We start from the raw sequence: 14,642 nt of genomic DNA, 5'->3' as shown, positions 1-14,642 counted from the left end.
AACCCAGCTTTGTCAATGTAGTGCCATAAAATAATTTATTTATTATTTATCAATATCTTATAAATAACAATGACAAGACTGGATTAACGGGTGCTCGAATAAATACATATCGGTGACGTCAATTTTCGCGTCGTATTCGGCTTGTTAAATTGAAAATTGTTTGGCTTAATGGCATTAATGCTCCTCAGGCAATCGCTAACGTAAGGGGGATCGACATGACTGACGATGCAAGTATAGATTACGGTCCGTTGACGGAATTGATCGGCGTGTGGCAAGGCGATAAGGGGCTCGATGTGTCGCCCGAGCCGGAGGGCGGCGAGCGCAATCCCTATTACGAAACGATCACCTTTGCGCCCATCGGCGATGTCACCAATGCGGAATCCCAGCTTCTTGCCGCACTGCATTACCGCCAGATCGTGCAACGGAAGTCCAACGACGAAATTTTCCACGATGAAACAGGCTATTGGATGTGGGATAAAAAGGCCGGCATCGTCATGCAGTCCTTGACGATACCGAGGGGCGTCTCCGTGTTGGCCGGCGGGACCCACGACGGCGAAAAGGATGAGAACGGCACTATCATGCTGGAAGTGGCGGCTGGCTTGGATGATGAAGACTGGCAAATCATCCAGTCGCCATTCATGCGCGACCATGCCCGCACCACGGCATTCCGTCATCGCATCACGGTCGGCAGCGGCCTGTTGAGCTACGAGGAAACGACGATGGTGGAGATTTACGACAAAGTGTTCGAGCATACCGACCGCAATGAACTGCAGCGGCAATGAGTGTTTATGGACAGGGATAAGTCGACCGGAACAACCTGAAGGCTTGGCTGAAAGCGGGGCATGCTGGGCTAAACGTCACAGAGCCAATATTGTCTAACGGCTGGATAGCAAAAGCCGTCGCTTAATTTCGATATAAAATTAGCATGGACGTCAACGGAGGAAATCAGGCAACTTATTCGGCATCAAAATCCAAAGGGCTTTTTGCTTGCTTAAGCGTCCTGCTTTGTACGGTATGGGTATAGATCATCGTGGTTCTGACATCGCTGTGGCCCAGTAATTCCTGAATCGTACGAATGTCATAGTTGGCTTCCAATAAATGGCTGGCAAAAGAGTGCCGGAACGTATGGGCGGTTGCCCGTTTGTTTATTTTTGCATCATTCACCGCGCGCTTGATCGCTTTTTGCACCACCGACTCATGGATATGATAGCGCTTACGTTCTTGAGTTTCGGTAATCAGAGTTAACGAGGGTTGCGGAAAAAACCATTGCCAGACGAATTCCTTGGCGGCATTTTTATATTTTCTTCCTAACTGATCAGGCAAGAACGCGCCGGCATAATTGGTTTTCAAATCGGTTTCATGTAACGCGGCAACTTTCCGTAACTGTTGTTTTAATTCCGGTATTAATGTTTGAGGTAACGGAACCGTCCGATCCTTTTGGCCTTTGCCATCATGAACGGTCAAAATACCCGCATCGAAATTAAAACACTGAACGCGTAGATTCAAACATTCGAAAAGCCGGAGTCCGCAACCATATAAAAGCTTGGCGATTAGGTTTAGGTCCACCGGTCCGTCGAGATGATCGAAAATCAATTCGATTTCTTCGCGGGACAAGACGAGCTATTGTCAAATCTGGTGTATAGAAGAGAATCAAGCGGCGTCCTGTTTTTGATCTCCCGTTTGTTTAATACCGTCGACGAATTTCACGCCGGTAATCACATCGGCTAAATGTTTATAGCCCCTAAGCCGAAACCATCTTCTCTGGGCTGTTTCGATCAGTTTAAACGCCATCGCCAACGTGGTTATCCGGCTGCCGCAATTCTTGGTCTTAGTCGTTCTCAATCTCACCGTAGCAAAGACGGACTCGATCGGGTTGGTCGTTCGAATATGCTGCCAGTTTTCAGCAGGATAATCATAAAATGCCAACATCGAGGCTTTGTCTTTTGCCAAGCATTCCATAGCCTTCGGGTATTTCGGACTAAACCGTTCGAGGCAGTGATCAAAGGCTTGATAGGCCGCCTCCCGCGTCTCGGCTTGCCAGATATTGTGCAACGCCTCTTTAACCTTGGGTTGCATGGCTTTGGGCAATTTCTCCAGTACATTGGCTGTCTTATGCACCCAACAGCGTTGCTGGTCGGTCTGCGGCCAAAGCTTAGCGACGGCTTTCCAGAAACCGAGAGCGCCATCTCCAATCGCTAATTTCGGGTCCGTAGAGAGGCCACGCTGCCTTAAATCCATCAACACCTCTTCCCAGCTCGCAGCCGATTCCCGGTAGCCATCGACTAAGGCGATGAGTTCTTTGCGCCCCGTTTCATCGGAACCAATGATGACTAGTAGACAGAGTCGATCATCCATTCTGACGTTGCTGTAAATACCATCGGCCCAGACATACACATATCGTTTATTACTCAGATCCCGACGCGTCCAGTCCCGATAGTGATGCTCCCAATCCTGCTTGAGCCGACTGATCGTCGCAGCGGATAAGCCAGGAGCGTCCGATCCCAATAGGTGTTTTAAGGTCTCCGGGAAATCTCCCGTCGAGATTCCTCGCAAATACAGCCAAGGCAGAAATTCCTCGATGTTCTTGCTTCGCTTCAAATATGGCGGCACCAAGCGACTGTTAAACTTGATCCCCGAACCGGATCGATCCCGAACCTTCGGGACTTTGACTTCAATATCACCCAGCCCTGTTTGAATTGAACGTTCAGGCAAATAACCATTTCTAACGACCGCTGCCTTACCTTCGTCGGTCTTCAGCCCGCTATGCTGATCAATAAAGGCTTTTACTTCCGCTTCAATCGCTACCTCCAGCATTTTACGGGCACCGTCTCGCAACACTTCTTGCAACGGATCATTTTGCTCTAGCTTATTCAGGTTGATGACATTACTATGTACCATGGTGGTGTTTCCTTCTCGTTTGGTGGTTGATCTGGCGAGATCTTAGCCAAACAGGTTACACCGCTTTCTTCTCAAGTCATACACCAGAAATGATCATAGCTCTGGGATTACTCTTTAAAATGTAAAAATTAACTCAGCCTTGCAAAGCTGTTTAAAAGCTAACAACTGGGTTCGCAAAAAATGAAATATGAAAATTGCCAACATCCTTGATGATATTTTCTTTGGATTAAATAAATCTTATTAAGGCCATCCTTGATTAACTTTTTTTCGTTTGAAAAGCAGTAAGGGCAGTTGCTTTGATGAAAAGTCGGAAAAAGTTTAGCGGCCATCAATTAAAGTGTTTGCTTACCAGTGCCATAAATAATTATTTTGTATTGATGTAGTTCACATGCCAAAAAATAAAAGGCGGCATGAACCAAAAGCGAAAGAGATGGGAGTGTTTATTCGTGACAAGCGATTGTGCAATTGTCAGTCGACAACGGCTAATGGATGACCCCTTTGCATTTTGATTTCGGAATGAACGAAAGAAGTGTTGGCTGATTTTTTGCTTTATGCTAATAATTAAGCGATTGGACCAAAAAAATTAAGGCTCTTTAGCAATATATAAAAATCAATAGGTTGTAAAACAGCAAAAAATAATGGTTAAAACGGTTATTTGCTAATAAGTGACTGTTGCCATTAATTTTTTATGTTTTATACTACAGTTCACTGCCGCACAGGCAGCTTAGAAAACGAGAGTTCTTGTATGTCGACGAATGAAATAGTTCACTGCCGCACAGGCAGCTTAGAAAAATATTTCGGCGTTTATTTTAGCCTCACGCTCGTTCACTGCCGCACAGGCAGCTTAGAAAACACGATGTCTCGGTCGGCCGGCTGTTCTTTAGTTCACTGCCGCACAGGCAGCTTAGAAAAACACAAACAAGCCGTATGGTTCATCCTCACCGTTCACTGCCGCACAGGCAGCTTAGAAAACAGCCAGCCGTCACGGGTGCCCAGTAATAAGGCCCCATCACCTGAGATGAAAGGCCAAGGAATCGCACGCCAGACGGCCTCAGATGGCATTAGAAGAAATCTGACGTGTGTGAATTAGGCGTATTGATTCTGTATGGGGACGGTTTTAGCCTGGACAGATTGAAAAGATAACGGTTTTTCCTTGAGTTAAAGCGCTTTGTCAGACATTAGTTGTCTGATCTTTTCGGCGGTTCTGATAGCTAGTGCTTCGATGGTTAGGGAGGGCCCTTCTCCTCCGCCTGTGGTTGGAAAAACGCTGGCATCGGCAATAAATAGATTCTTCCAGCGGTGACTTTGGCCGTAAGGATCGACTACCGAAGTATCCGGTTTTTTCCCCATCCGGCAGGTTCCGAAAACATGGGTTGAATTAAAAAAGTCGTAACTGCCGTACTGCTCGAAAATCGCTTCTATTCCACAAGCATTTAGGATTTCACGACATTTTAGAGCCATAAATTCCAGCCGTTTGATATCGGAATCGGCCAGGTGGGAATGAATGAGCGCCTTAGGTTGACCGTTTTGGTCGATCTGGTTCGGGTGAAGTTCGATAAAGGAGTGGGGATTACTTAAATGTTCGCCGATGGCGCTGACACTGATGACGTTGCCGTAGTTTTTCAACATTTGTTGCTTATGGGCGGATCCCCATCCTGAAACTACCCGTGTCGCGTAATTTATCGGGCCCAACAGATCCGCCTCCGAAACCGAGGATCCGAAACGACAACCGCCGATAACGCCGGGTATCGCGTTTGGCTCATTGTAGTCCCAGCAAATCAGATCGGCAGGTAGTCCGCGCTGACTGCCGATATGTTTGGGATACAAGCCGCTGGCGGACCAATGCAGCGTTTCCATAAAATGCCTGCCGACCAACCCGCTTTCATTGGCTAAACCTTCCGCTGCATTCGGGTTGGTCGAGAGCAATAACAGTCTCGGAGTTTGAATGGCTCCAGCCGCTAGTACCACGGTACGGCAATAGAGCTTTTGGATTCCTGAACGATTGTCAACGGTTACGCTACGGATTCGGTCATCTCTTCCGGCATCGATATGAAGCGCCGTCGTTTCGGTAAGTAGGGAGAGCCTCCCGGTCTTGCGCGCTTTGCGGATGAAAGTAATATCGACGCTCCCTTTGTCGGTACGCGGACAGCCACGATTGCAGTTAGCACAATAATTACATGCAGGTCGACCGTCGTAAGGGCGGGAAAGCGCTGCCCGCGAATTGACGGCTGGAGTCAAACCGATTTTTTGCATGCCTTCAGCCAATTTGCGACTAGCGAAGCTCAAAGGATGGGCTGGTAAAGGGTAAGGGGACGATCTCGGAGCGCGAAGATCGTTTTCAGGTCCGGCAACGCCGATCACTTGCTCAGCTTGCAGGTAATAAGGTTCAATGTCTCGGTAACTCAGCGGCCAATCGGCGCCGGTCTGGAATAGAGTTTCCATTTGCATTGAAGTCGGGTTCATGCGATGGGCTTCACCGGTAAAGTGCAGAGTCGAGCCGCCGACGCCGCGGATATGGTGGTAACGGAACGCTTGTCTGACGGCCGATTTATTATGATATCCGGTTATATGATTCCACGAGCGCAAGTGGTTCAATTGCGGATTGAGCGCTTGCAATGGGGCAAAATCGTAAAAAGTGTGGTTTTCCTGTTTATCCGGAAATAGGTCACGTTCCCACCGCCACTGATCGAGCCGATAATCTTTAAGTGGGTCGTATTCAGGGCCGGCTTCCAATAACAGAACATTGATGCCGGATCGAGTGAGCGCCCAAGCGCAAGCGCCGCCTCCCGCACCCGCACCGATAATAACGACATCGTAAACTTGATCTTTCACGGTTGTTGGGGCGGTTTAGTAAAATCAGGAAAGCCAAGCGGTTGGGGTGGGCGGGCATAGCGAAAGTGCCGCATAATTTCGGGGTGGGAATAATAGAATGTAAATACTTCTTGTCTGACCGATTGATAAAATTGATTAGGTAAGCTGTTTGCGTTTCCTTTTTCGGATAACGCAATGATTTTCAGTTGGGCTAGTTGTGGCAGGTCGGCAAAATCATCGACATTCAGCTTTTTGGCTAAGAAGTTTAACCATAAGACGCCTTTTCTGATAAGGCGACCGAAACTCGGGTCTTGCAAGGCCTTATCGATAATTATTTGTTCCGCGCCTAATTGTAATGCGCCCGGCCATTCGTCCTCAGGAAGCAGTAAATCGATATAAGTTTGTAAAGCTTTGCGGCCGGCTATTTTTTCGCCTTCGCTTGCGGAGGCGAATCCCGGTAGAGTAAGCCAAAACCATTTACTCCACCAACTAATCCACACTGATTTAATCAATAATCGTCTTTTTATTAGCACAGGCGATATTTTTATTAAAGTTTGTAATAGTTCACATTTCTATTAAAATTTGAAAAAAATTTTAATATTTATTCAGTTTAAAACATTCTTTTCAATTAACGCTGATAATACAATGAAACTATATAGTCGTCTCGTTCTCTTATTTTTACTGTTCTTTATTTCATCAACTCAAATCGCCGTTGCTGGCTCGCCTCCGTCGCCACCATTACCGTTACCAACCGACAATTTAAATTTTGACGATTTGGCCGACGCTTTGTTTGAAGCCTGTAATTCCGCTACTCTAGGATCTGATTTTGAAGCGGATTGTTTTGATGCCTTATCGGATGCCAGCCGTTCTTTAGGCGCTTTGACCCCGGATGAAATTATTGCCAATAATGCCAATATCACGAGCAGCGCCATTATGGACAGTTTTACCCGTTTGGCGCTGTTGCGTCAAATTGGCGGTGGTGCGAGCGCGGATTCGATTATCAGTCGTTTCGATGTTTTTGCCAATGGCCACACTTCCTGGCAAGAATATGATCGCATCAACCTGAACCCCGGTTTTAACTTGTTCGATTCCAAAGTGACTATCGGCGCAGATTATCGTTTTACCGATAATTTGATTGTCGGATTGACTAGCAGTTATCTCAGTTCAGACAGCGAATTAAAACAAGGGGCCGGCGATATCGATACCAATGGTTACGCTTTTTCGATTTATGGATCATATTACGTTGGCGATAGTTTTTTTATTGACGGTACCTTTGCTTACGCCGATCAGCGTCACCGCACTTTGCGCAACGTGGCTTATACCGGAGTTAATCAGGTTGCGACCGCTAATGTCGATTCCGACACTTATTCTGCCGGCGTCATCACCGGTTACAATTTTAATTTCGGCGGATGGACCGTAACGCCGACCGCACGTTGGATGTATCGTAATATTCAATTGGAAGGCTATACCGAATCGCTATCCAATCCTTCCGGAAAAGGCGGTTCTTTGGTTTTGGCTATCGGCGAACAAGAATACGAATCCATTACCGGAAATTTCGGTACTCAGGTCAGTTATGCATGGAGCCAATCCTGGGGCGTATTGATGCCGACAGTATCGGCCGAATACATTCATGAGTTTGCCAATAACTCTCAAAGCGTCAATGTGCGCTTCGTCAACGCTCCAACCGGGACGGGCGGTTTCACCTTGCGCAACAGTGCGATGGACAGAGACTATGCGGCTATCACGGCCGGTTTTTCCGCACAATTTAGCAAAGGGCTCTCGGCATTCGTGATATACGAAAAATTATTGGATTTGAATAGTGTCACCAGTGACTCGTTGTCTATGGGAGTTCGGATGGAATTGGATTAATCGATATTGCCAACTCGGCGCCAGATGGTTTTAGCGTATCTCGCCATTCGGCAAACGAGTATTGTTTGCGGAAGAAAAAGCAAACAACGTATCAAGGATTTGGACTCACTAGGAATAAATGCCGTAACAAGTCATCAGCCGAAAGCGAACGACTCAACTGTTATCACTGATGCCCAGCGTCGCAATCCGCCGGTCCAGTCCAGCCAGTCAATACCAGGTCCGGGTAATAACAATGCGAAAATGCCATGCCGGGTCTGAGTTTGCGGTCGTGATTGCGGTAGCACTGACAAGAGGTTCAGTCGGCTTGTTCATCCTGTTGGTGTTTTTATGAAATCGATTAGAGTCCGGCAGACGGCGAATTGTTAAGGTAGCGCTGCAAAAATTCCGGAATCCGTCGTTCCAGCCAGTAGTGCGGCTTGAAGGGGACGCGGCCGGAGATGAAGCCTACATGGCCGCCGCCTGCCGTCGTTTCCAACCTGACATGGGCGGATAATTCGTGTTTCTTGGGCAACACTTCGGGCGTCATGAAGGGGTCGTCCAAGGCCTGAATCAACAAGGTCGGCACCGCGATTTTTTTAAGATATTGGCGCGAGCTGGACTGGCGGTAATAATGCGTGGCGCTGTCGAAATCGTGCAAGGCGGCCACGACCTGGTCGTCGTATTCCCAAAATGAGCGGATTTTCGATAAATTACCCAGCCTGGCGATCTTATCGGCTTCCTGGGTATTGCCGGCGTTAAGCAAATAACGATGCTTGTCGCGGATATAGTGTTTTAACTCGCGGATCAACCTGTCGCGGTAGACTTTGCTGAAACCCTTGTCCATGGTCGTCGCGCAGATATCCAGTTGCAGCGGCACGCAGACCGCTACGGCAGCCGACAGCTTAAGCTTGACGCCTCGTTCGCCCAACCATTTAAGCAAAACGTTGCCGCCCAGGGAAAAGCCGACGGCGGCCAATTTAGCGTTCGGTTCGCGTTGGCGCAAGGTGCGGTAGACGAAGTCGATATCGCCGGTGTCGCCGGAATGGTATCCCCGGGCCAGACGATTCGGTTCGCCGCTGCAGCCGCGAAAATTCAGTGCGACGCTGCGCCACCCTCGATCCAACAGTGTTTTTTGCAAACCCGTGACGTAACCGGAACGGGAACTGCCGGTCAGGCCGTGCAGCAAAATCGTCAGCGGCTTATTTCCCGCGCCGCACCAGTCCAAATCGATAAAATCGCCGTCCGGCGTATTCAATCTTTCCCGCCGCAAAGGCAACGATGTTTTTTCCCTGCGCAGCAGCGCCGGATACAGCGTTTGTAAATGGGCATTGCGTAGCCACCAGGCCGGCTGGAAAGCGTGGCGTTGAGTCATGCTTCGCCGCTGGTCTTGGCCTCGACGCGGAAATATGGCGGCAGTCGCAGACCGTACCAGGAGTCGGTGTGCAAATAATGACGGATCGGGGTCTTGATCAGCAACAGCAGCAAGCCGATGGAATAAAGGCACCAGACCGCCGCCCATTCGTTCATGTTATTAGTGGTCAAAAAGGACAGCAACGGTCCGGTGATTGCGTGGTATAGAACCACTTTCCAGGAACCGTAGAGCAACGGCAGCAGAAATGTGGCATAAATGTAGGAATTAGCCATGCCGATACCTCCCTTGGCCGGAATCGCCCAAGCGATATGCCATTCGCCGGAGGTGGAGCAAATCCGTTCGCCGCAAAATGGCATGCTGAATTTAATATCTGAATTAAATAAAAGTTGGTAGCTTTTATCGAAGCAGAACTCTCCCCACGAGAAAGGATAAATACGCATCATAAAGACGACGGCGGCGGCGAAACACAGCGTATAGACCCAAAGAGCGATGCGCTGTCGCATGGGCGGCGGAATAAAATGCATCGCGACGGCATTGACGAAGAACGGCTGAAAGGCGATATGCATATAGCCGAGAAAGGTGGCGACCTGGTTGCGCGGATTGAAGCATTGGTCGATTACCGTGTAGGTGTTGGCCTGCAATAACTCCATTAGGGAAAAATACGCGAGCGCGGCGCATAACGCTTTAGACTCGCCTTTCCTATAAAAATACGCGGTACTGCTAAATCCGGCCGTTGCCAGGACAGCCGAGGCCTCTCCACTCCAACACATACGCTATTCCTCTGTTATTATTTTAACTTCCGACAACGCTTCGCAACGTAAATCTAACCCGAATATTTCATGATAGAGGCGGGCAAGTTTGTTGATATTTGATAAAATTCAGTTACTTATATTGAATTTAACCAACAACTTGCCCATGACAAATTGTACTCCAGCTCAGATAGAATTTCCTCCCTTAAAACGCCGTAAAATAGACGCCCAATTCAGTGGTGGAGCGATCACCAGTGATGGCGGTGTGCTGTTGTTAAGAGCGATTGACCAGCAATTAGGATTAACCGAACGGATAGCGGCGCAGATTCCTGACGCCAGAGCCCCTGACCGCGTGCAACACTCTGTGCTCAACCTGCTCCGTCAACGGGTTTATGGCTTGGCGTGTGGGTATGAGGATTTGAATGATCATGACACGCTCAGAAATGATATCGCCTTTCAGACGGCGGTGGAAAAGGATCAGACATTGGGCAGCCGATCCACCTTGTGCCGGTTTGAGCAGCAGGCGGATCGCGCCTTGATGTGGCGCGTTCATGAGGAACTGGTGGCGCAGTTTATCGCTTCGTATGAGACACCGCCGAAATCGTTGGTCCTGGACTTCGACGCCACCGACGATCTTTATAGTGGAAATCGGTAAAGAGACGCTGTTTCTGCTGTTCGCTTTGGAACTGTTGCCGGGCTTGTTCAATCCAGGGTTGGCTTAAGCGCGTTAAGCGTTTATTTTTGGCCAACCCGACAATATAGTGAACGCGATGCCGCTCGCACCAACTCAGCATCTTATGGCGACAAAAACCGCCATCGCCGCGAAACGTGATGTCAACGTCCGGCCAAGCCTGACGCAAGCGCCTGACCAGCAACGCCAGAATCGCCCAGCTGTGCTTGGCGCCATCAATATTGCTGGGGCGTAGATAACTGACCAAGCAATGATGGCCGCAAAAGACATACAACGGCAGGAAACAATAGTGCCGATAGTAGCCATGAAAAAAACGTCCGTCCTGTTCGCCATGAACCGGATCATCGGTGGCGTCGAAGTCCAGGATCAACGATTTCGGCGGTGTCTCATACGAAGCGATAAACTGCGCCACCAGTTCCTCATGAACGCGCCACATCAAGGCGCGATCCGCCTGCTGCTCAAACCGGCACAAGGTGGATCGGCTGCCCAATGTCTGATCCTTTTCCACCGCCGTCTGAAAGGCGATATCATTTCTGAGCGTGTCATGATCATTCAAATCCTCATACCCACACGCCAAGCCATAAACCCGTTGACGGAGCAGGTTGATCACAGAGTGTTGCACGCGGTCAGGGGCTCTGGCGTCAGGAATCTGCGCCGCTATCCGTTCGGTTAACCCTAACTGCTGGTCAATCGCTCTTAACAACAGCACACCGCCATCACTGGTGATCGCTCCACCACTGAATTGGGCGTCTATTTTACGGCGTTTTAAGGGAGGAAATTCTATCTGAGCTGGAGTACAATTTGTCATGGGCAAGTTGTTGGTTAAATTCAATATAAGTAACTGAATTTTATCAAATATCAACAAACTTGCCCGCCTCTATCATGAAATATTCGGGTTAGATTATAAGGCTCGTTTTTGCTGTACGCGCCGCCGAAGGCGACGACCTTGAGGTAAAAGCTGGCGATTGACGAACCCGAATTGGTGTAATTCACCGATTCGCTTGAGCCGACATTGGCGCTGCTTCTTAAGGTTCTGCCGGAGCTGTTCAGCAAGTAAAGATCGTAGTCCCTGGCGGGCCCGGTCATGTTCACCGTCAGATCCTGGCCGGCAAGCAGTTCGATCTTGAAATAATCTTTGTCGATCGAGTTCTCGATATACCCGACGATAGTCGTGACCGCGTTGCCGACGCTATTGGCCGTTTGGGTGGTGCCGTTGCTTTCCCTTTCGTGATAAGTCGTTGCTCCGGGGCCGGTGTTGTCGACCGTGAAAGCGACAGCCTGGGATGTGCCGACATTGCCGGCGGCATCGTAGGCCTTGCCGACCAGCGTATGGCTGCCGTTGCCGAGTGTCAGCGAGTCGAGTACCAAGGAGTAAGGCGCGGTCGTATCGTAGCCTTTCAGGACATTGTCGACATAAAATTCCACCTTGCTGACGCCGACGTTGTCGCTGGCCGTGGCGTTGAAGGTAATGGGGCCGCCGTTGCCGCTCGTGCCGACCGCAATGGTCGGTGCTTCGTCGTCTTCGGTGGCGTTGTTCACCGTGAAGGTTACCGGCGTGGAGGTACCGACGTTAGCGGCGGCGTCATAGGCTTTCGCGATAAGCGTATGGCTGCCATTGGCCAGCGTTTTGCTGTCCAGTGTCATGATGTAAGGCGCGGTTTGATCGCTTCCTTTCAAGCTGTTGTCGACGTAAAACGAAACTTTGACGACGCCGACGTTGTCGGAGGCCGTGGCCGAAAACGTGATGTTGCCGCTGGAACCGCTTACGCTGGCGCTGACGTTGGGCGCGACGTTATCCTCTCCAGTGCCGCCATCGCCGCTCACGTTCAGATTCACCTTGTCCAAAATAAAGCCGGTGGCGAGGGCCGAATCCTCGGCGCACAGGAAATAGACCTGGACGGATCGCCCCTTGTAGGCGGAGACGTCGTGGCTATGAAGTTGATAGCCCGCTTTCGCGTTCAGATTGCTGTGGGTCGCCAAAGTGGTCAGAATGTCTCCGGAGGTGTTGCGTAGCTGCACGGCCAGGGTGTCGCGGACCGAACTCGAGGTTTCCTCGGTAGCGATATGCAAGGCGTAACTCAGCGTCGCCGCTGGGGTGGTGGCGGGAATGGCGACGGTTTGGAACAGGGCGACGCTTTTTTGCGAGCCGCTGCCGCAGAACTTGGCCATCTTGGTGCCGTCGTAAGGCGTTTCGTTAAGTATCGCGCCGATCTGCATGCCGGTCGTATTCGACCAGCCCACGCCATAGCCTTTCTCGAAGCTGCCGTTACGAATCAATTGGCCGTTGTTGATGGTAATGGTCTTGCTGGCGTCAGTATATTGCCCCGTGGTGTCGGTCGCCCTGGCTACCAGCGTATGCGCCCCGTCGTTCTGCATCCGGGAGTCGTAGTCCATCGTATAGGGCGGCGCGGTTTTCGTTCCGACTAAGGCGCCGTCCAAGAAAAACTCAACCTTGACGACGCCTTGGTCGTCGCTGGCGCTGGCGCTGAAAGTCAGAACGCCCTTGTCGCCGTTGACGCTGACGTTGACGACGGGCGGATTGTCGGGCCCGGTCCAAGGGTCGCCGACATTGATCGCGGCGAAGGCGTTCCAGACGGCGATTTCCTCGGGGCCGGCGGTGGCGTATAAATCCCTAGCCGCGTTGATGCAGGCGATTCGCGCGCCCAAATAATCGGTCGAAGAGGTCATATAGACGGTCATGGCGCGAAACCAGATCTTGGCGGCCTTGTCGTTGCCTATGCCGGTCATGCCTTGCGGCAAATAGGTGGACGAGGTGTCGCCGCTGGTGGTGGCGCCCTGGCTCAGGAAGTAAAAGGCGCGATTCATCGGTCCCGAACTGTAATGCACGTCGATATCCTTCAGACCGGGACTCCAGGCGTCGGGACTTTTGCCGTCCTTGCTGGGTTTGTACAAGAAGCGCATTTTCAATGGATAGGCGGGCGTCGTCATTTGCTCGCCGTGCGTCCAGTTGCCGCCGGTATCGGGAATTTTGTTGCCTTTTCCGTTGGCGCCCCTGGAATAAAATTCCGCCATCGTTCCCATGATGTCCGAATTGGCTTCGTTCAAGCCGCCGGACTCTCCCTTGTAAATCAGGTCGGCCGTCATCGTGCAGACGCCATGGGAGTATTCATGGGCGGCGACATCCAGCGCGGTCAGCGTCTGCAGCTTGGTGCCGTCGCCATAGGTGATGCATTTGCAATATTTTGAGTAGAAGGCGTTGTCGTAGGCGTAGTCGTAATGCACGCGGGCGTAGGTCGCGGTGCCTTGTCCATCGAGACCCTGGCGGCCGAAGACGTTCTTGTACATGTCCCAGGTCAATTGGATGCCGTAAGCGGCATCGACCGCGGCGGTCTGGCCGTTGGCGGAGGTGGTCGGCTCCGGGTCCTCCTGGTAATTGTTGCCGTCGCCCCAGGTATTGTCGGCATCGGTGTAAAGCGTGCCGGTGCCTGACGTGGCATGATCCAAGTTGTAAACCATGTTGCTGCCGCTGCTGGGCCGGGTAGAGTCCTTCAATTCGAATCCGCTGGTCACGCTGTTGCTATTCAGTGGCACCGTGCCGCTGTATTGGCTCTTGCCGGCGCCGATGGCATTGGCCGTCATCAGGCTGTCCCATTTTTCGATGATTTCACCGTTGTGGGCATCGATCAAATAATCGGTGTGTTGGGTATCGCCGAGTTTGTTACGTTCGGTATGGACGTAGTAAGCCAGTCGGTAACCGGTTACTTCGGTCGCGAAATCGGCCGCATTGGGTTCTTGGCGTCGTCTTAGCGCTTTGTTGGCCTGTAAATGCCTGATCGTTTGCGGATAGATCACCAACTCCGGTTCCGGTTTCAGGGTAAAACCGGCGCGAGGCGCGTTGTCATGTTCGATGACGGCGAGGGCTTCGGCGCCGGAAAGCTTGGGTTCGATATCGACCCGAATGTCCGGTTTGAGCATCGAGGTCGGGGGCAGCGCCATTCTATTGGCCTGGGTATGGGTAATGGCCTCGCCGCCCCAAACGCGGATGCCATGATAATACTGTTGCAAACGCACATGGGTATGCCCCAGCGCGTCCTGTTGCAGATTCTTTACTTGAAACGAATGATTTTCGTTTAGGCCGAAGGCATCGCGCATACCGAGCAGTTGTTGCTGGGCTTTCAGCGCCAATTCCTCACGGAGGGTATCCGCTGCTATCGAGTATGGCGAAAGTGACAGGGAGGCAACCAGAGTTAACGCGAACAAGAACCGATTCATAACACACCCCTTTTAATTATAATTTTCGCGGGATTGCTTC

General features: G+C 50.7%; 10 protein-coding genes, 1 pseudogene and 1 CRISPR repeat array. Of the genes and pseudogenes, 3 read left to right on the top strand and 8 right to left on the bottom strand.

Annotated features, from left to right (window positions below):
- Positions 1–215: 215 nt before the first annotated feature.
- The gene (locus tag EP25_RS0111810; protein WP_031434079.1) at positions 216–782 is read left to right on the top strand and encodes a heme-binding beta-barrel domain-containing protein; all 567 of its coding nucleotides are present in this window, start codon (positions 216–218) and stop codon (positions 780–782) included.
- A 172-nt stretch (positions 783–954) separates the two neighbouring features.
- On the opposite strand, the gene EP25_RS0111805 is transcribed toward EP25_RS0111810, so the two are convergent.
- From EP25_RS0111805 to EP25_RS0111785, 4 genes are all read right to left on the bottom strand, one after another.
- Positions 955–1,614: an integron integrase gene (locus tag EP25_RS0111805; protein WP_200875025.1), complete on the bottom strand. Its 660-nt coding sequence runs from the start codon at positions 1,612–1,614 to the stop codon at positions 955–957.
- Between the two features lie 36 nt (positions 1,615–1,650).
- On the bottom strand, positions 1,651–2,898 hold the full coding sequence (locus tag EP25_RS0111800) for an IS256 family transposase (RefSeq protein WP_031432313.1): 1,248 nt from the start codon (positions 2,896–2,898) through the stop codon (positions 1,651–1,653).
- 703 nt (positions 2,899–3,601) lie between these two features.
- Positions 3,602–3,870: direct repeats of the CRISPR family, unit length 29 nt; unit sequence GTTCACTGCCGCACAGGCAGCTTAGAAAA.
- A gap of 186 nt (positions 3,871–4,056) precedes the next feature.
- Positions 4,057–5,730, bottom strand: a complete 1,674-nt coding sequence (locus EP25_RS0111790; RefSeq protein WP_031434077.1) for a GMC family oxidoreductase — start codon at positions 5,728–5,730, stop codon at positions 4,057–4,059.
- Positions 5,727–6,221, bottom strand: coding sequence for a gluconate 2-dehydrogenase subunit 3 family protein (locus EP25_RS0111785; RefSeq protein WP_160172724.1), 495 nt, complete (start codon positions 6,219–6,221; stop codon positions 5,727–5,729). The genes EP25_RS0111790 and EP25_RS0111785 overlap by 4 nt, the downstream gene beginning before the upstream one ends.
- A gap of 70 nt (positions 6,222–6,291) precedes the next feature.
- Between EP25_RS0111785 and EP25_RS0111780 the strand changes: the two genes are divergently transcribed.
- Positions 6,292–7,578, top strand: a complete 1,287-nt coding sequence (locus EP25_RS0111780; protein WP_152555638.1) for an autotransporter outer membrane beta-barrel domain-containing protein — start codon at positions 6,292–6,294, stop codon at positions 7,576–7,578.
- Between the two features lie 337 nt (positions 7,579–7,915).
- Here the strand turns inward: EP25_RS0111780 and EP25_RS0111775 are convergent, their stop codons facing one another.
- On the bottom strand, positions 7,916–8,929 hold the full coding sequence (locus tag EP25_RS0111775; RefSeq protein WP_031434074.1) for a hydrolase: 1,014 nt from the start codon (positions 8,927–8,929) through the stop codon (positions 7,916–7,918).
- Complete coding sequence (locus EP25_RS0111770; RefSeq protein WP_036300500.1) at positions 8,926–9,699, bottom strand: DUF5765 domain-containing protein; 774 nt, start codon at positions 9,697–9,699, stop codon at positions 8,926–8,928. Before EP25_RS0111770 ends, EP25_RS0111775 begins: the two co-directional genes overlap by 4 nt.
- 145 nt (positions 9,700–9,844) lie before the next feature.
- On the opposite strand from EP25_RS0111770, the gene EP25_RS22515 reads away from it, so the two are divergent.
- Entirely contained in the window at positions 9,845–10,333 is a 489-nt protein-coding gene (locus tag EP25_RS22515; protein ID WP_235185888.1) for a transposase, read from the top strand.
- Here EP25_RS22515 and EP25_RS0111760 read toward each other — a convergent pair.
- Together EP25_RS0111760 and EP25_RS22510 are read right to left on the bottom strand one after the other, a co-directional pair.
- Positions 10,299–11,177, bottom strand: a pseudogene (locus EP25_RS0111760) (IS1380 family transposase); the annotation flags it as partial. The gene EP25_RS22515 and the pseudogene EP25_RS0111760 overlap by 35 nt on opposite strands.
- 50 nt (positions 11,178–11,227) lie before the next feature.
- The gene (locus tag EP25_RS22510) at positions 11,228–14,602 is read right to left on the bottom strand and encodes an Ig-like domain-containing protein (protein ID WP_051906609.1); all 3,375 of its coding nucleotides are present in this window, start codon (positions 14,600–14,602) and stop codon (positions 11,228–11,230) included.
- Between the last annotated feature and the right edge of the window lie 40 nt (positions 14,603–14,642).

The sequence above is a fragment of the Methylomarinum vadi genome (assembly GCF_000733935.1).
Lineage (GTDB): Bacteria > Pseudomonadota > Gammaproteobacteria > Methylococcales > Methylomonadaceae > Methylomarinum > Methylomarinum vadi.
Note: the sequence above shows the minus strand (reverse complement) of the source record. Positions and strands in the feature narration are given on the sequence as shown.

Excerpts from the sequence above, each read along its gene's own strand:
- EP25_RS0111775 (WP_031434074.1), bottom strand. The coding sequence starts at position 8,929 with ATGACTCAACGCCACGCTTTCCAGCCGGCCTGGTGGCTACGCAATGCC.
- EP25_RS0111800 (WP_031432313.1), bottom strand. The coding sequence starts at position 2,898 with ATGGTACATAGTAATGTCATCAACCTGAATAAGCTAGAGCAAAATGAT.
- EP25_RS22510 (WP_051906609.1), bottom strand. The coding sequence starts at position 14,602 with ATGAATCGGTTCTTGTTCGCGTTAACTCTGGTTGCCTCCCTGTCACTT.
- EP25_RS0111770 (WP_036300500.1), bottom strand. The coding sequence starts at position 9,699 with ATGTGTTGGAGTGGAGAGGCCTCGGCTGTCCTGGCAACGGCCGGATTT.
- EP25_RS22515 (WP_235185888.1), top strand. The coding sequence starts at position 9,845 with ATGACAAATTGTACTCCAGCTCAGATAGAATTTCCTCCCTTAAAACGC.
- EP25_RS0111810 (WP_031434079.1), top strand. The coding sequence starts at position 216 with ATGACTGACGATGCAAGTATAGATTACGGTCCGTTGACGGAATTGATC.